General features: G+C 45.0%; 15 protein-coding genes. 5 read left to right on the top strand and 10 right to left on the bottom strand.

The window, feature by feature from the left end:
• Nucleotides 1-36 precede the first annotated feature (36 nt).
• Nucleotides 37-957 carry an aminoimidazole riboside kinase gene (locus HKI82_RS17835; protein ID WP_171138755.1) on the top strand — a complete coding sequence of 307 codons (921 nt, stop codon included), beginning with the start codon at nt 37-39 and terminating at the stop codon, nt 955-957.
• Between the two features lie 94 nt (nt 958-1,051).
• Here the strand turns inward: HKI82_RS17835 and HKI82_RS17840 are convergent, their stop codons facing one another.
• Together HKI82_RS17840 and HKI82_RS17845 are read right to left on the bottom strand one after the other, a co-directional pair.
• Nucleotides 1,052-2,689, bottom strand: coding sequence for a glycoside hydrolase family 32 protein (locus tag HKI82_RS17840; protein WP_102942666.1), 1,638 nt, complete (start codon nt 2,687-2,689; stop codon nt 1,052-1,054).
• 180 nt (nt 2,690-2,869) lie between these two features.
• Nucleotides 2,870-3,856: a LacI family DNA-binding transcriptional regulator gene (locus HKI82_RS17845; protein WP_102942665.1), complete on the bottom strand. Its 987-nt coding sequence runs from the start codon at nt 3,854-3,856 to the stop codon at nt 2,870-2,872.
• 335 nt (nt 3,857-4,191) lie between these two features.
• Here HKI82_RS17845 and HKI82_RS17850 point away from each other — a divergent pair, with 335 nt between their 5' ends.
• Nucleotides 4,192-5,631: a sucrose-specific PTS transporter subunit IIBC gene (locus HKI82_RS17850; protein WP_171138756.1), complete on the top strand. Its 1,440-nt coding sequence runs from the start codon at nt 4,192-4,194 to the stop codon at nt 5,629-5,631.
• Between the two features lie 78 nt (nt 5,632-5,709).
• Here the strand turns inward: HKI82_RS17850 and HKI82_RS17855 are convergent, their stop codons facing one another.
• The 8 genes from HKI82_RS17855 to HKI82_RS17890 all read right to left on the bottom strand — a co-directional run bounded on the left by HKI82_RS17855 (nt 5,710) and on the right by HKI82_RS17890 (nt 15,926).
• Nucleotides 5,710-6,072 carry a DMT family protein gene (locus HKI82_RS17855; RefSeq protein ID WP_042482174.1) on the bottom strand — a complete coding sequence of 121 codons (363 nt, stop codon included), beginning with the start codon at nt 6,070-6,072 and terminating at the stop codon, nt 5,710-5,712.
• Between the two features lie 94 nt (nt 6,073-6,166).
• Nucleotides 6,167-7,432, bottom strand: a complete 1,266-nt coding sequence (locus HKI82_RS17860; protein ID WP_171138757.1) for a sensor histidine kinase — start codon at nt 7,430-7,432, stop codon at nt 6,167-6,169.
• On the bottom strand, nt 7,429-8,106 hold the full coding sequence (locus HKI82_RS17865) for a response regulator transcription factor (protein WP_171138758.1): 678 nt from the start codon (nt 8,104-8,106) through the stop codon (nt 7,429-7,431). Before HKI82_RS17865 ends, HKI82_RS17860 begins: the two co-directional genes overlap by 4 nt.
• 238 nt (nt 8,107-8,344) lie before the next feature.
• The gene (locus tag HKI82_RS17870) at nt 8,345-10,480 is read right to left on the bottom strand and encodes a TonB-dependent siderophore receptor (protein WP_171138759.1); all 2,136 of its coding nucleotides are present in this window, start codon (nt 10,478-10,480) and stop codon (nt 8,345-8,347) included.
• Between the two features lie 123 nt (nt 10,481-10,603).
• Nucleotides 10,604-11,509 (bottom strand): helix-turn-helix domain-containing protein, encoded by a 906-nt coding sequence (locus HKI82_RS17875; RefSeq protein WP_171138760.1) that lies wholly within the window; start codon nt 11,507-11,509, stop codon nt 10,604-10,606.
• A 159-nt stretch (nt 11,510-11,668) separates the two neighbouring features.
• Nucleotides 11,669-13,204, bottom strand: a complete 1,536-nt coding sequence (gene vceB, locus HKI82_RS17880; protein WP_102942659.1) for a multidrug efflux MFS transporter permease subunit VceB — start codon at nt 13,202-13,204, stop codon at nt 11,669-11,671.
• Between the two features lie 8 nt (nt 13,205-13,212).
• The gene (locus tag HKI82_RS17885; protein ID WP_171138761.1) at nt 13,213-14,409 is read right to left on the bottom strand and encodes an HlyD family secretion protein; all 1,197 of its coding nucleotides are present in this window, start codon (nt 14,407-14,409) and stop codon (nt 13,213-13,215) included.
• Nucleotides 14,410-14,429: 20 nt separating this feature from the next.
• Nucleotides 14,430-15,926: an efflux transporter outer membrane subunit gene (locus HKI82_RS17890; protein ID WP_390632327.1), complete on the bottom strand. Its 1,497-nt coding sequence runs from the start codon at nt 15,924-15,926 to the stop codon at nt 14,430-14,432.
• Nucleotides 15,927-16,032: 106 nt separating this feature from the next.
• Here HKI82_RS17890 and HKI82_RS17895 point away from each other — a divergent pair, with 106 nt between their 5' ends.
• From HKI82_RS17895 to HKI82_RS17905, 3 genes are all read left to right on the top strand, one after another.
• Nucleotides 16,033-16,635 (top strand): TetR/AcrR family transcriptional regulator, encoded by a 603-nt coding sequence (locus tag HKI82_RS17895; protein ID WP_102942657.1) that lies wholly within the window; start codon nt 16,033-16,035, stop codon nt 16,633-16,635.
• Between the two features lie 192 nt (nt 16,636-16,827).
• Nucleotides 16,828-17,523: a pirin family protein gene (locus HKI82_RS17900; protein WP_171138762.1), complete on the top strand. Its 696-nt coding sequence runs from the start codon at nt 16,828-16,830 to the stop codon at nt 17,521-17,523.
• 234 nt (nt 17,524-17,757) lie between these two features.
• The gene (locus tag HKI82_RS17905) at nt 17,758-19,194 is read left to right on the top strand and encodes a 6-phospho-beta-glucosidase (protein ID WP_171138763.1); all 1,437 of its coding nucleotides are present in this window, start codon (nt 17,758-17,760) and stop codon (nt 19,192-19,194) included.
• Nucleotides 19,195-19,211 lie beyond the last annotated feature (17 nt).

Genomic DNA, 19,211 nt, shown 5'->3' on the forward strand with positions numbered 1-19,211 from the left:
ACCGCATTTGAAAATAAGATTCGATGGAGAGACACAATGAATACTGTGTGGGTAACAGGCGACGCTGTCGTTGATTTAATTCCTGACGGGGAAAACCATTATCTCAAATGCCCAGGCGGAGCTCCGGCAAACGTCGCAGTGGCGATAGCGCGTCTTGGTGGTCAAAGTGCGTTCTTTGGCAGAGTGGGAAATGACCCGCTGGGAAGATTTATGAACCAGACGCTTTCACAAGAACAAGTGGATAGCCGCTATCTTATCTTGGATAACGACCAGCGCACGTCTACAGTGGTGGTCGATCTGGATGACAGCGGCGAACGCAGCTTCACTTTCATGGTGAAACCGAGCGCGGACCAGTTTCTGCAAACCAGTGACATCCCAAACTTCAAACAGGGTGACTGGCTGCATGTATGCTCTATTGCTCTGGCGAATGAACCTAGCCGAAGCAGTACTTTTGAAGCGATTGAACGAATTAAAAAGGCTGGCGGAAGCTTTAGCTTCGACCCTAACCTTCGTCCGGAAGTCTGGCAGAAACCGCAAGAGATGATTGCAACAGTGATGCATGCAGTAGCGAACGCTGATGTGGTTAAGTTTTCAGAAGAAGAACTTACCTTGCTTACACAGACCGACTCCATCGAACAAGGTTTGAATGCCATTAAAGCGTTGGAGATTCCTTTGGTGATCATCACTCAAGGCGCTAAAGGTGCACTTGTCGTGACCAAGGAAAGCCAAACACTCGTCAGCAGTAAAGTAGTGAAACCCGTTGATACCACGGGTGCTGGTGATGCCTTTGTCGGTGGATTGTTGTACCAGCTTTCTCAAACGCCAGACTGGCAAGAAGCAGAGAACATTGCTCTTGCTGTCGAATGTGCTCACGGCTGTGGTGCCTTAGCAACCACACAGAAGGGCGCAATGACGGCTTTACCAAATCAACAAGCGTTGAAAGCGTTCCTTGAGTAAGCATTTAAAATAAGCGTTTTTAAATACAACAAAGCCACCTATTACTAGGTGGCTTTCGTTTATCGGGCTTTAGTTTCTCTTTATCTACTCTCAGCTAGACAGCAGGAGCAAATGTCGATTCCACGACCGATTTCAAAGGTGCAAACTCAGCACTGACGTTCGCTCCTTCTAAAATAATTTGTGTTGCTGACTCTGGCGTAAAGACCCTACCCGTCATCACATGTTCACCATGGTTGATAAACACTTCCAGCGATGAGTTATCGGCCAGTATCTGCAAATGTACCGCTTTGTCAGTATCTAACGGCAGCTCACGAATGACATCACCTTCTCGAATTTGAGTTTGGCTTCGGTCGAAACGAAGTACACCTTTATCTGTATCAAGCTGCAACTTCACACCATAGTTGTCGTCAGACATCAGTGTAAGAGCACTTCCCCAAGGCAGTTCAACGTTAAGCTCAAAGCTTTTGGTTTGTGCATCGACAGGACTGATTCCCAGCTCCAAACTTGATACCGACTCTCTAAGCTCCGCAAGCTCACAAATTGGAGTTTGGACAATCTTGCCATTCTCCCATTTAAGCTCTCTTAATGCGGTGAGCTGGTGTATCCAGCCATTGTCACAACTTGGCTGGTTAACTTCATCGGGCAACCCCATCCAACCGACCATAACTCTTCGGCCGTCTTCTGTTTCCATGCTTTGTGGTGCATAGAAATCAAAACCCGCATCCAGTTTCCAACCTTCAAGGAAATGAATTTTCCCTTCACTATCCTGCTCAACATGATAAATGCGATTTTGGTGCTCAATCGTATGTTTCGGGTTATCGGATTTAATACCTTGTGGTCCAAATACAAAAAACAGGTCACCGTTCAGCTCAAACATATCTGGGCATTCCCACATATAGCCAAAAGGTGCGATTTCATCACCATAGAGGGAATCAAAATCCCAGTTCATTAAATCATTTGAATGATATACAGCCAACCGACCTTGCAGATCGGTAGTTTGCGCCCCTAGTAGCATGTGCCACTTGTTTTGGCGATAGAGTATTTTAGGGTCGCGGAAGTGTTCAGTAACACCAGCTGGTAAGGTGCGAATCACAGGCCCCAGTTTCTCAGCCGTATTGTCTTCGCTCAAACGAGCGACACATTGCATTGTTTGTCTCTGACGATCATGTCCCAAACGAGTGTTGCCAGTATAGAAAAGCAGTAACTCCCCGTCATGGCTTACGGCATGGCCAGAAAATACACCATGGCTATCAAACCAGTCTGAAGGCGTGAGAGCAATGGATTGCCAATTCCAATTGACCAAATTGCGGCTTTTTAAAAGCACCCAGTATTTATCTTTATGCTCACAAGCATAGGGATACCACTGATAGAACAAGTAGTATTCACCATTGTGGTAAACAAACCCGTTGGGATCATTTAACAGACCTTGTGGTGGGGAGATGTGCCATTGTGGGCGATAACTGCAAGTCGTAGGTTGCAGATGTTGTTGTGCTGATGCTATTTGCTTCTTGGCAATCAAACGACCTAAGGAAGCCAAATCCTCATCACTGATGTCCACTCTTGGCATGGATAGCTGCCACTCTCCTAACACGGACTCTGCTTGCACAGAATCGGGACAGGGCAATACTTTTTGAGCATCTTTAACGGCAACAACCACTCGCCCTTGGGGAGACAAAATACGTACGATGTTATCAACACCACCAGCGAGTTCGATAAGGAATTGTAGAGACATAGTCTTACCTAGTTAAATTCTAGCGAAAACGAAAACAGCCATTTTCTGAAAATTATTTCGGGAACGTTCTCAAAATATAAAACAACCATTAAATTAGCAAGTATTTAAGCGAATAGATGAAGAAAGAGTCTGGTTAGTGTGAAGCTGGGCACAAAGCCCAGCCATAATTGAGGAAGGAATCTAGCAGGTTTCGCGGTTTATATTTTGGAAAGTCAGTACGACTTTACTCATCTCCTGCCCTTTGCCAGCAATACGCTCTAACAGCATTTTGGCAGCATTTTCCCCAGCTTTATCAAAGGCATAATTGAAGGTAGATAGACTGGGCGTACTAACTGAAGAAAGCTCATCATTACCCACACCGAGTACTTTAATCTGTTTGCCCACTTTAACGCCTTGCTCTTGCAAAGCTCGGATAGCACCTAGAGCTATCCTGTCGGTGGCACAAAACAAACCGTCCATATCCGGAAATGCTTTCAGTTGTTGCTTCGCTAGTCGATATCCCGACTCAATGGAAAAGTCACCGTGAGCATGGAATAACAGCGATAGTTGATTAAAGCTTAATGATTGCTCTAAGCCTTGTGAACGCTGGATATCTACAGCAATGTCGTCCGCTTGCACACCGATAAAACCGATGCGTTTGCATCCTGCCGCCACTAAACGATTCCCCGCTTCAAAACCAACCCGCGTATCATCGTGGACCACACTTGGTATGTTATAAAGCGAACCGTCTTGACCGACGAGCACGACGGGCACATTGGAATTCTGGATTGCTTTAACCAGCGGCGCATCTAGATGTGTCGCGTAGAAAATGATTCCTTCGACACGTTTCTGGTTAAATATCTGAATATATTCAAGTTCTTTTTCGTGAACCTGATGAGTATTCGCCAGCAGAACGTGTTTTCCCGCTTGTTCAAAAATGGCTGTTAAACCATCAACGCCTTGCGCTGTGGCATGCGAGCTGACGCGCGGAACAATCACCCCGACTAAATTCGTCTTCTGAGATTTTAAGTCTTTTGCGACCTGATTAACGACGTAACCGCACTCTTTAACAGCCTGTAACACCTTGATTTTTGTTGATTCTTTAACGCCATACTCGTTGTTAATAACACGAGATACCGTAGATTTCGATACACCAGATAATCTAGCGACGTCGTGCAAACTTGCCATAAAGTACCCTACTCAGATCAAATTGGGATTGATTGCAAACTTATCTGCATTCTTCGATTTATATATCGTGATTCTACCCTTGTTTTTGGCATTCTCACCCACCCTTTTGGCGATCATCTTCACAATATTCACCGTTTACTTTTGACCATGAGCATTTTTTTAACAAGAATCAATCTTGCAAACGTTCCCAAAACAACAATTAAGAACCAATTTTTAATCTACCCAGTCAATCGGGCTTGCAGAAAGAACACAGATGAGCGACAACCAGTGACCAAACTGCAACTTAAAGTGAGACGGGTATCTATACTGACTATTAACATGAAACGGGGTGAGTTATGGACTATCCAGTCATAGCAAAACAGCTTCTCGAGCATTTGGGCGGTAAGTCCAACATCCAAGCTTTAGCGCACTGTGCTACACGCTTACGCTTAGCATTGAAAGACGATGCTTTAATTGATGAAGCCGCAATTGAGTCGCTTGAAGGCGTGAAAGGACAATTTAAAGTTGCTGGTCAGTACCAGATTATTTTCGGCTCTGGCATCGTAAACCAAGTTTACGCTGAGATGGCTAAACTAACCGGTATGAGCGAAATGTCGACCAGCGACGTAGCAAGTGCTGGCGCAGAAAAACAAAACATTGTGCAACGTGCAGTGAAAGGACTTTCAGATATCTTTGTTCCGATTATCCCTGCTATTGTAGCTGGCGGTCTGTTGATGGGTTTGTTCAACGTATTGACGGCGCAAGGTCTATTTATAGACGGACAATCGCTGATTGACGCAAACCCAGGTTTGGCTGATCTCGCTAGCATGATTAACACTTTTGCTAACGCCCCTTTTGTATACCTTCCGGTATTGCTAGCATTCTCAGCTTCTCGTAAGTTTGGCGGTAACCCTTTCCTTGGCGCAGCCCTTGGTATGTTGATGGTTCACCCAGATCTTCTCAATGGTTGGGGATTCGGTAGCGCATCGGTTTCGGGAACGGTACCCACTTGGAACATTCTTGGTCTAGAAATTCAAAAAGTAGGTTACCAAGGTTCAGTTCTACCTGTACTGGTATCAGCATTCATCCTTGCCAACGTTGAAAATGGTCTGCGTAAGTTTATTCCATCAGTGTTGGATAACCTTCTTACACCTATGCTGGCAATTTTCATCACAGGTTTTCTAACCTTCACTTTGGTAGGCCCTATAACTCGTGATGTTGGTTTCATGCTTGGTGATGGTCTGAACTGGCTATACGATTCTGCAGGTTTTGTTGGTGGCGCGCTATTTGGCTTCATCTATGCACCATTCGTAATTACAGGTATGCACCACAGCTTTATCGCAATCGAAACTCAGCTTCTTGCAGATATTGCAGTAACGGGCGGTACGTTCATCTTCCCTATCGCGGCAATGTCTAACGTAGCACAAGGTGCAGCGGCGCTGGCGGTGGGCTTCAGCACTAAAGATATCAAGCTAAAAGGGATTGCTATTCCTTCAGGAGTTACAGCGCTACTTGGTATTACTGAACCAGCGATGTTTGGTGTGAACCTTAAACTACGCTATCCGTTTATTGCAGCCATCACAGGTGCAGCAGTATCGAGCGCATTTATCACACTGTTCAACGTAAAAGCTCAAGCACTAGGTGCAGCGGGTTTACCGGGTATTATCTCTATCACTCCAGACAAAATTAGCTACTACGTTGTAGGCATGGCAATTTCGTTTGCAGTGGCATTCGGTATGACCATCCTTCTAGGTATGCGTGCGAAAGCAAAACAAAATACCCAAGCGTTAGCGTAATCCCCCTCAATTATTACGCTTTATATTGCCCACTACTTTTGTAGTGGGCATTTTTATTTTTGCAGACTGGCTGAATAACTATGAAAGGGCTGCGATGATTTGTGGACGGAAGATAAAAAACACTGCGCCCAACAAGCAAAGACCAGCCCAAACGAAATCCATTCTAAAGGGTTCTTTCATATAGATAAGCGCAAAAGGAACAAACACAGTTAGCGTGATCACTTCCTGCAATATTTTCAACTGCCCAAGATTTAATACGGTGTAACCAATACGGTTAGCCGGCACCTGAAAGAGATACTCAAACAGCGCAATTCCCCAGCTTAGCAAGGCTGCAATAATCCACGGCTTGTGGCTCAATTCACGCAGATGGGCATACCAAGCGAACGTCATGAAGACATTGCTGATGAGCAATAAACCAATCGTGATTAACATCGGAGGGATAGCGAACATTCAATAAAACTCCACGCAAATTTAGCGACATTATTTGCGCGGAGTGTGCTACTAACAAACGCTTTTAGCAATAGGGGTCATACTGTTACTTGGTTGAAAAATTGATTCGAACGTCGCGGCCATCAGCGAACTCTTCAATCGTAAAATCCCATTGATAGTGGCTTACGATTCTATTCGTTAGTTCAAGGCCTAAACCAAACCCAAGTTGGTTTTGAGTATCACCACAACTTTCGTCTCGGTTCATGATAGTGACTTGTGAACCAGACTGCTCTATCACCACTCTGCCACGCAAGGTATGTTGATAAGCATTTCTAATCAGGTTGCTGAGTACGATACGGCTCATGGTGGCAGGTAATTCAATGACACCGCCGGACAGGCTTACCTCAACATTGACGTCTTTGTCCTTAATCAGATAGTTCAAGTCTTGGCACAACTGCTTTATCAATTCACCGAGGTTGACTTGCGTCAGTTGCAACTCTTTGTGTCGCCCTCTGTTGAGCCACAGCAAGGTATCGCAGAGATCGGTCATGGTCACACCCGCTCTCAATATGCGTTCCAGCACTTCTTTCTGCTTTTCAATCGAATTGGGTTTATCGACCAGTTTCGCCATTAGCTCGGTATTACTACGAACCACAGCAATAGGCGTTCTAAGCTCATGGCTCGCATGTGCCAAAAACTTGTGTTCGCGGTGTAATGTTTCTTCAACCGAAGACAAGCTGTTCTTTACAATCATTGCCAACCGATTGAGTTCGTTATATTGGAAGTCAGGCATAGGGCGATTAAGTTGACAAGGCGTCAACGTTTTCGCCCACTTAGCTAAACGTTCTATAGGATTGGCAACCAATTGACCGACAAAATACATACACACTGCGAAGAGAGTTAACGCTATCGCTGCGTAGATAAGGATCTGGCATAAATGAGGAAGCTTATCTTTGTTGAGACGAGCGCTAAGATCAGCCACCTCAAGCTCATCGATAATGCGTGAGATATAGAGAACTTCATTGTCACTTCGTTCATATCGAAGCAAAAACATGGCTCTATTCGGTTCCGAATACCAATGATCTCGATAAACTCGTTTATTGAAATCCAGATGCTTGGTTGGCTTTGCAAACACTTGTCGGATTTCCAGAGTGACATCTTCCCATTGTCGAACCACTTGAAAACCGAGAATGTTTTTTTCCGATTCAACAGAAGTAAAACGACCGATTTCCTGCATGTTAATTCGCAGTCCGCTGTCCAGACCTTTCTCAAAGTAGTTCGCAGTGAGCGTAGAGAAACCCAAAACCGTGATGGTTGCCATTCCCATAATTGTGCAGACGATGAATATTTTTAGACTACGACGAACTTTCATGGCGCTTCCTGAGAAGTGATAGCAAAGCCAAAACCCGGAATTGTTTGAATTAAAGGTGCCCAATCATTCTGGTCGACCTGCTTTCTCAGGTTGAAAATGTGCACTTTTAAACTGTTGCTGTCCGGTTGTTCATCACCCCAAACTGTATGAATGATTCTTTCTCTAGAGACACCAGACGGGTATTCTCTCATCAATATTTCAAGAATTTTCAAGGCAATAGGAGAAAGTTTAAGCAGTGTCCCGGCTCTGGTTGCTTGGCGGTGACTGAGATCGAGTTCCAGATCGGCAATCACAAGTTTAGAAACTTGCCCGCTGCGACGTTTGGCCAGCACTTTCATGCGAACCAAAAGCTCTTCCATTGCAAACGGCTTCACCAGATAGTCATCCGCGCCGCGACTAAAACCTTGCAGCTTGTCGTCAAGAGTATCGCGAGCTGTCAGCATCAAAACAGGCGTTTCAACACCATTGTTGCGAATGCGTTCGCAGACTACCAAACCTTCAACTTTAGGCAGGTTAAGGTCGAGAATAATAACGTCGTAGCGATTAGACATAATCAGGTTATAACCAACCTGACCATCGGAAGCGTAGTCACAATCGATATCTTCCAATGACATATAGTCAATTAATGCCGTAGCAAGATCCAAATCATCTTCTACTAATAATGCCTTTAACATTTGCCGAACCTAACCTTCCTAACGCAACTTTACCGTTCGATGCCAAAACAGAAACGCCAAGGATACTATTTTAGCTACCCATCGTATAACGGTTCGGCGAATCTAATTCACAAATAACACTTTTAACAGCTAGCACACTAAATCATCCGAAGTTAAGGAGAGGTTAAAACACAAACGCCCGACATTCGTCGGGCGTTGAACATTAATATTGATTAACTTCTCGAGTTAGAAATCGTAGTTAAAACTCATAGTTAACCTTTAACTCGAAAGTACGCTCAGCGCCATACCAGCAGTTCGCACTGTCGTAGCAAGTGTAATACTCTTCATCAAACAAGTTACTGCTGATAAGTTCTGCTCTTGCACCCGTAAGTGAATCGCTGAGTTGTGCTAAGTCATAGCCAATTGACATGTCAGCCACTATGTAGCTTGGCACTTTGCCTTGAGTATTGGTTGCGTCCATGTTCATCTGCCCCACATAACGACCGCCAGCACTGATTCTCAAACCATTTAATGTCCCTTGTTCTACGTTATAGGTCGACCATAAGCTCGCACTGTGTGTGGGCACATAAATAGGCGTCGTACCCTGTAGGCCATTGGCACTGTCCTCAGTGACTTCAACATCCGCGTAAGTATAGTTGGCTGCCACATCCCAGTTTGGCATCAACCACCAGCGACCTTCCACTTCAAACCCTTGCGAACGCACTTCACCCACTTGCAGTTCATCTTGATAGGTTGCAGATGAAGGGTCTGTAACCACCATATTGCTTTTGACAATACGATACAGAGATGCTGTTAATTGTTGACTCATATCAGCAGAAAGATACTTAACACCTAGCTCAACCTGCTCACCAACCTCAGGTTCGAACGGCTTACCAAACTTGGCATCGACTCCAGCCACAGGCGAGAAACTGGTGGCAAAGTTGGCAAACGGCGAAATGCCTGACTCAAATTCGTATAAAGCGCCTACACGGTAAGAGAACTCGTTATGGTCTGCTTGGGTATTGCTTCCAGAAAAGTTATTGATACCTTTATAGTTGTCAAAACGACCACCGGCGATAAACACCCATTGGTTCCAGCGCAGTTGATCTTGAAAATACGCACCTAGCTGGTCGACTGACACTTGATCGTTACCGGCATAAACTTCACTGACATTAGAACGATTGAGCAAACTGTTATTGGCATTGTAGATATTGAACTGATAAAAACCGCTGTCACTGGTTGAGTACTCTTTGTAAGCAGAATCACCACTCAGTGTTTGATAATCCAAACCAAATAGCAGGTTATGTTCCACACTTCCCCAACGGACAACTCCAGATAGCTGGTTATCCACCACTAAGCCTTGGTAGTCTTCATCTGTGGTATAGATATTACGGCTTAAGGTTCCGGTCGTTTGATTAAACCCAGAAGCGGAGTGGTAAGTGTTTTCCTGATAGAGTGAAGCATCCGTATAACGTAAATTTTGTAGAAAGCCCCAATCATCATTGAATCGATGCTGAATTTTGTAGCCAAGCATCATGATTTCGCGTTCGAAATGGCTCCAGTTATTATCTCCAGCGAAGGTTGAAGGTGATGTTGAGCCATTCGTTATCGCCGCCAAAGGAAGTGAGGAGTTCATCCCCATTGCCGGATCCTTCTGATAATACATATTGAGATTAATCAGCGTATTTTCCGTTGCTTGCCAATCAATCGAAGGGGCTACCAAGTAACGCTCTTCCTCGGTGCCGTCCACCTGACCATCTTGCTTACGAGCTTTTGCAATCAAGCGATAAGAGACGCTGCTGTCGCCAAACTGCCCTGTAGTATCTAAAGTCGCTTGTGTTAGGTTACGCGAACCTGTGGAAGCAGATACCTCAGTGTGTTTCTGGCTTTGCGGTGACTTTGCAATGGTATTGATCATGCCGCCCGGCGGCATAGAGCCATAAAGCACGGATGTTGGCCCTTTGAACACTTCCACTCTTTGAATCGCAATCGGGTCGATTTGTGGCTGCAAATTCCAGCCTTTAAGATATTGGAGGACCAAACCATCGTAATAGGTTTGATCGATACGAAAACCACGAATGTAGAAGTTATCGTACATGGTGACCGCGCCGCCTTTGGTTTCGGTCACAACACCCGACGAGTAACGCAGCGCCTGACCTAAAGAAGTCACACCACGCTGTTCGAGTTCTTCGCTTTCAATAACTGAAATAGCTTGCGGTGTTTCTTCCGCCTCTAATGCGGTTTTGGTCGCTGTATTTCGGTAAGTCTGACCGAGAACGGTAACGGTTTCGACAGATTCTGAACTCTGGTCTTGAGCAAAACTCAGCGGTGAACAAAAAGCCGCCAATAAAGCCAATGTGAGCGGCGAGAAATGGATTTGTTTTTGTCTGTACATAATGTTTCAAATACCCTGCTTTCTTTTATAAGAATAAATATCATTTGCATCTTACTAATCACAGCAGGGAAAAAGTTAACAATTTGGAGCATCTTATGAGGGCGGAACTGGAGATTTTGTCGCTCATGAACCAGTCACTGGCGAAACAGGCAGCCAATATTCCATCTCTGCATCAAGGTCTTGGCAATCGTAACCTTGTGGGTAACGTTCAAGTTCAAATCCGTCCTCACCTCGATAATCAGACTGAGGTAACCAATGAAAAATGAACCACTCCAAGGTTTGAGCGAGGCCTGAAATCGGGCCTTTGTGTTTAATCACGGCGTAAATTTGAGTGGGTATTATTAATTTCTCGATAAGGATCTCTGAACTAGGCAGCCTTTCAGTCACACCCGCTAAATAACGAAGGCGATGACCATTAGAGCTTGCGCCGGTAACGTCAACCACACCGGTGAGAGGATATTGTTTAACATCAGGAAAGCTCTCGTACAAACGAGCCCAAAGCTTAGGAACTTGCTGCGAAAAGTTGGGCTCCGGCGAAAATAGGCCACGGATCTCCCCCATCACACCATAGCAATCAAAGTCGCTGGTAGTTTCTACTCTCACTTCAATCAGCGGTAGTGCAGTTTCTGTTTCTAGTCGGCTTTCCGTTGGCAGCGAGATTGGCGTCAATAAAGGCTTTCTCAATCCATATCGCTTACCTTGTTTTCGATACGAACGAGGACTTACACCAAAATGCTGTTTAAATGCACGGCTAAAACTCATTTCTGAATTGAAACCAAGCCCAATCGCGATATCTATAACGCGCTCAGAACCAGCTAATAACGATTCTGCGGCTGCACTCAGCTTAATTTCTCGAACATAGTGAGCAACGGATAATCCCGTTTCACTTTGAAATACACGTTGCAGCTGCCAACGAGACCAACAACTTTGTTGTGCTAACTCATCCAGACTGAATGCCTGTTCCATATTGGAGTGAATATAGTTAAGTAGTTTACAGACTCGCTGAAAAGACGCGCTGGAACGGTTCATGACTCAAAGTTAACAGTATAAAAGGATGGAGTATTGTCGCACACAACCGATACAAATAAGAACCATTATCACTAATAGACAGCAAAAAAGGGGCATCAGCAAAAAAGAGTTCCTTCTCTTCGCTTTAGCCCCGTGGATTAAAGGTAAAATCTTTAAAAATTAATGTGCTGCACCTGGGTCAACGGCATGTTGAGGTTTAGGTGCAAACCAGATGATGCATGCTGCGACAGCAAAGATAACAGCGATAACCATGAACAACTGATTAGTTGCCACCATGACGCTTTGTTTTTGCAGTAGCCAGTCCATAGAAGAACGTATCTGCCCTATTTCCATACCTGAGCTTTGCATCGCTTGTGTTGCAACACCTGCTCTGTCGGTTAAACCTGCAAGCTCCGCATGAACATACCGAGTCTGATGCTCCCAAGAGGTATTGATCATTGATGTCGCAAACGCGCCTGACAAAGTCCGAATGAAGTTCATCAAACCCGCCGCTGACTCCATCTCGCTAGGCTTCACACAACCTAGTGCAATCGCCGTTAGCGGTACGAAGAACAATGGCATACCAATACCTTGCAAGAACAGCGGATAACTCACTTGCTCAAAGGTCATATCCAAACTGCCAAAGCTACGCAGGAAGGTCCAAAGACCTAACCACATTACCCCGACAAACACGAATGGCCTCGGGTCAAACTTAGATGACAGATTGGCAATGATTGGCGCAAGGAATACAGCTAAAATCCCCATTGTTGCAGTCGCATAACCCGAGATCGTTGCGGTGTAACCCATATAGATTTGCAGCCACAACGGCGTGATAACCGAGATACTAAAGAACGCACCAAACGCCAGCGACAAAGTCATCATACTCATGGTGTACCCACGATGGCGGAACACTTTCAAGTCAACAACTGGGTCTCTTTCGGTCAGTTCCCAAATCAAGAAGGCAACAAACCCAATTACAGCAATGACAGCCAAGACAACAATTCGGCTTGATTCAAACCAATCGTGGTCTTTACCTTCATCTAGCATGATTTGCAGTGCTGCGACCCAAATAACCAATAGTGCCAAACCCACTTTATCGATTTTCGAACGTACGGTTTTGGTTTCGAATTGTTGAAGCAGTTTCCAACACAGTATCGCGGCAACAATAGCAAAAGGTGTTTTGACGAAGAAAATGTACGGCCAACTGAATTGGTCACACAGTACACCGCCTAAAATCGGTCCCATGATTGGCGCAACTAACGTTGTCATACTCCAAATACCTATCGCAGCATGACTCTTATCTTTCGGGAAGATTCGAATCATCAACGTTTGCGACAAAGGCATCAATGGGCCACCCGCTAAACCTAAGAATACGCGGAAAGCCACAAGCATCGTCATGCTGGTCGCCAGTCCACATAATATTGAGAAGACACCAAACAGCACGAAACAGGTAACGAATACACGAATTGAACCAAAGCGTCTGGATAACCATCCGGTCAGAGGTACCGAAATCGCCTCTGCCACCGCATAAGAGGTAATTACATAGGTACCTTGGCTGGTTGATGTACCCAAACTGCCTGCAATACTTGAAACCGAAACGTTAGCAATGGTGGTATCTAGAATGGCGAGAAAGTTCGCCATTGCCAGACACAGAGCGCCAATGAATAACGCTCCACCAGTCAAAGGTTTGATGTCATTGTCTGAGGAATGACTCATGATCCACCTTAACCTTGTTCAGATTGCTTAGATGCACGGTATTGAGCGATGGTTTGCTTGTTCACGTCCGCTTTGGTATCAATTTCTACTTGCATAGAAAGACCTACTTGCAGCGGATGAGCTTGCAAATCTTCTGGATCAAGTTCGATACGAACAGGAAGACGTTGAACCACTTTAATCCAGTTACCCGTTGCATTTTGTGCAGGGATCATAGAGAACGCAGAGCCCGTACCACCGGAGACACCCGCAACCACACCGTGATAAATGACTTCATCACCGTAAAGGTCAGCAGTAATTGACACTGGTAAACCGATTTTCACATCACGTAATTCAACTTCTTTGAAGTTTGCATCTACATAGATGTTTTGTACTGGCACAACCGTCATTAGCGGTGTACCCATTTGAACTTGGCGACCAACCTGTACCTGACGTTTCGCGACCACACCTGAGATCGGTGCGCGAATAATGGTGCGTTCTAGGTTAATTTTTGCCTGTTGTAGACGTGCTTTCGCTGCCAATACTTCAGGGTTATTTTCAACGGTTGTGTTGTCTGTCATCGCGGCATTCGCTTTTTGCGCACCGATAGTTGATAGACGGTTTGCTTGTGCCTGAGCTAATGCTGCTTTTGCTGCATTTAGGTTTGCTTGCGACTGCTCGAACGCTGTTTTCGCGTTTGTCAGTTCTTCACCCGATACTGAACCAGAACGCACTAAGTCTTCGCGGCGAGCTAAATCGATTTTCGCACGGTCAAAATCGGCTTTCGCTGCATTAAGTTGAGCCTTCGCACGAGTTTCGTTTGATTTTTGTGCTTCAACTTGAGCAGTAAGACCTTCATCATTTGCTAAGTAGCTACGTACACGACGCTCAGCCAGCGCCAAATTTGCTTGTGCTTGGTCTACAGCAATTTGCGCATCGGTATCTTCGATCTGTACCAGTACATCACCTTTGTGGACGTACTGTGTATCAACCACATTAACACTCGCGATGATACCGCCAACCGCTGGCGTGACTTCTGCAATTTCAGCTGCGGTGTACGCGTTATCGGTAGAAATGTAACGTGACCCCACTAAATACCAGTAAGAACCGTAGCTGCCACCTGCAACAATAATCGCCGCGGCTAACGCTAAGAACCCTTTTTTACGTGACTTGTTTGCACCAGACGCATCGAATTCTGCAGCGTCGTTTTGTGATGGATTTGAACTCATGAATAGAAACCTTTTAAAAATTAAGACTCTGTGGTCTGAAAACCGCCGCCTAAAGCGTGAATAAGAGCAAGATCAAGACTGAATGCGCGTGACTGTAAGTTAACCAACGCTCGTTGGTTATTGAGTAGCGACTCTTCAGCAACAAGCACATCTAGGTAAGTTGCCAAACCACCCTGATAGCGGTTAGAAGCAATCTTCAATGCTTGTTCTGCCGCATCCACCGCTTCTTGCGTTTTCGCAATACGAGCATCAAGTGCTTGAGTGCTGGTCACAACGTCCGCCACTTCATGAAGAGCCTGAGTCAGTGTTGCGTTATAACCACTTACGGCTTCCTCATAACGCGCTTCTGCTGATGTCAGTTGCCCATCAAGACGACCACCCGTAAACAACGGCAAATACAGGGCTGGACCGATGCTGCCCGCATCATTGCCGCTCTCAAATAAGTCATTAAGACCAAAAGCCTGATACCCGATGAAGGCAGAAATACTCAAGTCTGGGTAGTACATTGCTTCTGCAATACCGACTCGTTGTGCTGCTGCCTCTGCGCGCCAGCGAGCGGCGGTAATATCTGCGCGGTGACCAAGCAAACCAACACCTGCGTCTTGCGGCAAACCGTAGCGCGTATCCAATTGAATGTTAGGTTCTGAAATTGTTAATGCTCTATCTGGCCCTTGGCCTACTAGGGCTGCAAGCGCATTTTTCTGCAGTGCAATCGACTCATTAATGCCCAGCATTTCAGCTTCAACATTGGCTGCAATCGCTTTTGCTTGATTCACAGAGCCCAGTGTTTCTAAGCCGTTTTCATATCGCTTAGTCAACAGCTCTACCGTTTTATGGCGAATATCCAACGCGGTTTCTACCGTATGCTTATTCGCATACAAACGAGACAGTTCTGCATAAGCGTTTGATACCGCAGTTGCCAGCATCAAGCGAGCCGACACAGCTTCTGCTTCAGCCGCTGCGAGTTCGGAAGTTGCCGCAGCAACCGATGCACGATTCTTACCCCAAAAATCAAAATCGTATTGGAAGTTGAGTGTCAACGTTCCATAGTCATTCCAACCATGAGGTGGCATTGGAGCCTGATATTGGTAACTCACTTTGGTTTCAGAAGCACTAGCGGCTAATCCCACATTAACCGAGCGGCTCGCGCCTGCTTGCTCTGCGATACCTTGAGCGTTTTTCAGTCTGGCTTCAGCCATTTTCAAACTTGGCGCGCCAGTAAAAGCGTCATTGATAAGTTGGTTTAACTGAGGCTCTTGGTAGCGATACCACCAGTCCTGAGTTGGCCACGCCATGGTTTCTGCGGCAGAGAGACTTTGCTTAAACGCGTAGTCATTGGCTTGCGAAATTTCAGGCAAGTTTTCATTTTTCGAAACAGAGCAGCCCGCCAAAAGCGCTGCGCTGATCAGAGTTAGAGCGAAGTAAGGAACATTTTTGTTTCCGTTTTTTGAAAACTTTGAGTTAGAAAACCGTAAGTTAGAGAACCCAAGTTCGTTCCTTTGGATAGATCTTTTCACATTAGACAACCTTATAACTAAACCGTACAGTACAGTTATACTCTTGACAGAAAGATTTCGTCAAGCGAAACTTACCCACAATTTCCTCAAGGACTACAAAATATTCATGCGAGTTAAAAGCGACGAAAAACGACAAGCGATTATAGATATTGCAAAAGAATGCTTTTCACAACAGGGAGTTAGTGGAACTTCCATGTCTCAACTGGCAAAGCAAGTGGGGGGTTCTAAGGCGACTCTTTATAACTATTTCAGCTCTAAAGAAGAAATATTCGCCGAGGTGATGCAGTCATCTGCAACAGAGCAGATCTCTAATTCTTTTCTCTCTTTGGACGTAAATCGTGATGTTCGAACGTCTCTTTTAGAATTTGGTTACAATTTCCTAGACTCAATTTTAACCCCCGATGCTATCTCCATTTATCGCATGGCAGTCGCTGAAGCAGACCGATCTGATATAGGTCGCCATTTCTACAACAATGGCCCAAAAAAAGGCTGGAAACACTTAAGTGAGTACATCGAAAAGCAGTCGCTAAAAGGTGAATTAAGCCAGTGCAATCCATGGATCGCTGCTATGCAATTCAAAGCTTTGTTGTCGTCAGAATATGTTGAACAATATGCGTTTGCCGCCATCGATAAACCAAGCCAGCAGCAGATCAAAACCACTGTCGAACAGGCTGTGAATGCATTTATGAAGCTTTACGGAAACGAATAGCCCACTTGCAATCCCTCTCACAATCTTTTCTACATACAGCGATCTTGCCCTCATTCTAATTTTTCGAATAAGGGCAACAAATTCAGCGGCTGTGATCGCAGCGTCTAAAGCTCTAACATCTCTTCCATAGATTGGCATTGCTATTAATGACCCTGTCGTTAGTTAGCCAGCAAGCCAAGTGAGGAGAACACTATGATTGAAATTAGAAAAGCATCTCAACGCGGCCGAGCGAACTTCGGCTGGTTAGACAGCAAACACACATTTTCTTTTGGTAGCTACTTTGATCCTAAGCACATGGGATTTTCAGAGCTTAGAGTGATTAACGACGACACTGTTGCTCCTAGTGCTGGCTTTGAAACACACAGCCATCGTGACATGGAGATCATCAGTTACGTTCTTCAAGGCACCATCGCGCACAAAGACAGCGAAGGTAATGTTGAAACTCTTCCAGCGGGAGAATTTCAACTGATGTCCGCTGGTCGTGGAATTGCACACAGTGAATTCAATGCGTCTAGCACGGAAACGTTGAAGTTTTTGCAAATCTGGATTCAACCAAATAGCTATGGCGGTAAACCGGGATATCAGCAAAAAGATTTTGGTCAAGAGGCAGGTCTAACGACGATTGCAACACCAACGGGTGAAAACGGTACATTGCAAATCAAACAGGATGCGATGTTGCACCAACTCATTTTGGAGCCTCATACCGAGCTGAGCTATAAGGTTACTGAAGGTCGTCGTGTGTATGTTCACCAAATCACCAGCGAACTGTTTGTTAACGATACACAACTTACTCCGGGAGATGGCGCAAAGATCGTTTCTCAAGAGTATTTGAGCTTCTACAACAACAGCGATACACGTGCCATAGCGCTAGTGTTTGACCTACCATAACGTTCTTATAGTTTTTCGTTCCTTCCCTTTTCGCCACGAGCATTTCACTCGTGGCTTTTTTCTTTTAATCGAACATTTTTGTCTGTCTTTCATCACCATCTGAATCAGATTCATAATGGTAAATTTGTAAAAATCATTTTGTAACCGGTTTCATTTTGTTTTTTTCTGGATTAGAATGCAGCTAACTCACCTATTCTTATTAGGCTCACTTACTTTATTTGAGAAGGTATCACTATGTCACAACAAGGTTTTCCAAAAGATTTTCTCTGGGGCGGAGCGGTCGCAGCGCACCAAGTTGAAGGTGGTTGGAACAAAGATGGAAAAGGTCCTAGCGTCGTTGATGTACTTACGAAAGGTGCTCATGGTGTGCCTCGCGTCATCACAGAAACTGTTGAAGCCGATAAATTTTACCCAAACCACGAAGCGGTTGATTTCTACGGTCACTTCAAAGGTGACGTGGCTCTGTTCGCAGAAATGGGCTTTAAATGTTTCCGCACTTCCATCGCTTGGACACGTATTTTCCCAAATGGTGATGAAGAGACGCCAAACGAAGCAGGTCTTCAGTATTACGATGATCTTTTTGATGAACTGTTGAAATATGGCATTGAACCTGTCATCACCCTTTCTCACTTCGAAATGCCGAACCATTTAGTAAAAGAGTACGGCAGTTGGAAGAACCGTCAGGTAATGGATTTCTTTGTGAAGTTCAGCTTAACCGTGATGGAACGCTACAAAAACAAAGTGAAATACTGGATCACGTTCAACGAAATTAACAACCAACGTAACTGGAAACTTCCGATCTGGGGTTACTGTAACTCTGGGATGATTTACAGCGACTACGAAAATCCTGAACAAATGCTGTATCAAGTGCTTCACCACCAGTTCCTTGCAAGCGCACTCGTGGTTAAGCAAGGTCATGCTATCAACCCAGATTTTAAAATTGGCAGCATGATCCATATGATGCCGCTCTACCCTGCTTCATGCCGACCTGAAGATATGCTGCTTGCACAGGAAATGATGCGCGAGAAGTACCAATTCAGTGATGTGCAAGTTCGTGGTTACTACCCAAGTTACCTGCTCAAAGAATGGGAACGTAAAGGGATTACCGTCGAAATGCAACCAGGTGACGATGTTATTCTGCGTGAAGGTTGTGCAGATTACTTAGCGATCAGCTACTACATGACCAACATCGTTTCAGTAAAAATCGATGAAGCGACCAACACGCCTTCACTTTTCGAAGGTAGCCGCCTAAATCCATATTTACCAGCGTCTGACTGGGAGTGGCAAATTGACCCAGACGGTCTTCGCTATGCACTTTCTGAACTTTACGAGCGTTACCAAAAGCCAATCTTCATTGTAGAGAATGGACTTGGAGCATTAGATAAAATTGAACAAGACGGTTCAATCAACGATGACTATCGCATTGACTACCTTGGTTCACACATAAAAGCAGTGAAACAAGCGATCAGTTACGATGGCGTAGATGTGATGGGTTACACACCATGGGGTTGTATTGACTGTGTATCTTTCACCACTGGTGAATACAGAAAACGTTATGGATTTATCTACGTAGATAAACATGATGATGGCAGCGGTACAATGGCGCGTTCGAAGAAGAAGAGCTTCCATTGGTACAAGACGGTTATTGAAACCAACGGCGAAGTTATCTAACCGCCACATATACAGTA

The sequence above is a fragment of the Vibrio plantisponsor genome (assembly GCF_013041605.1).
GTDB lineage: Bacteria > Pseudomonadota > Gammaproteobacteria > Enterobacterales > Vibrionaceae > Vibrio > Vibrio plantisponsor.

Bases quoted from the DNA above. Each gene is read 5' to 3' on its own strand.
- HKI82_RS17845 (WP_102942665.1), bottom strand. From the start codon at position 3,856: ATGGCAAGTTTGCACGACGTCGCTAGATTATCTGGTGTATCGAAATCT.
- HKI82_RS17905 (WP_171138763.1), top strand. From the start codon at position 17,758: ATGTCACAACAAGGTTTTCCAAAAGATTTTCTCTGGGGCGGAGCGGTC.
- HKI82_RS17850 (WP_171138756.1), top strand. From the start codon at position 4,192: ATGGACTATCCAGTCATAGCAAAACAGCTTCTCGAGCATTTGGGCGGT.
- HKI82_RS17885 (WP_171138761.1), bottom strand. From the start codon at position 14,409: ATGAGTTCAAATCCATCACAAAACGACGCTGCAGAATTCGATGCGTCT.
- vceB (WP_102942659.1), bottom strand. From the start codon at position 13,204: ATGAGTCATTCCTCAGACAATGACATCAAACCTTTGACTGGTGGAGCG.
- HKI82_RS17835 (WP_171138755.1), top strand. From the start codon at position 37: ATGAATACTGTGTGGGTAACAGGCGACGCTGTCGTTGATTTAATTCCT.
- HKI82_RS17865 (WP_171138758.1), bottom strand. From the start codon at position 8,106: ATGTTAAAGGCATTATTAGTAGAAGATGATTTGGATCTTGCTACGGCA.
- HKI82_RS17870 (WP_171138759.1), bottom strand. From the start codon at position 10,480: ATGTACAGACAAAAACAAATCCATTTCTCGCCGCTCACATTGGCTTTA.
- HKI82_RS17840 (WP_102942666.1), bottom strand. From the start codon at position 2,689: ATGTCTCTACAATTCCTTATCGAACTCGCTGGTGGTGTTGATAACATC.
- HKI82_RS17875 (WP_171138760.1), bottom strand. From the start codon at position 11,509: ATGAACCGTTCCAGCGCGTCTTTTCAGCGAGTCTGTAAACTACTTAAC.
- HKI82_RS17900 (WP_171138762.1), top strand. From the start codon at position 16,828: ATGATTGAAATTAGAAAAGCATCTCAACGCGGCCGAGCGAACTTCGGC.
- HKI82_RS17860 (WP_171138757.1), bottom strand. From the start codon at position 7,432: ATGAAAGTTCGTCGTAGTCTAAAAATATTCATCGTCTGCACAATTATG.
- HKI82_RS17895 (WP_102942657.1), top strand. From the start codon at position 16,033: ATGCGAGTTAAAAGCGACGAAAAACGACAAGCGATTATAGATATTGCA.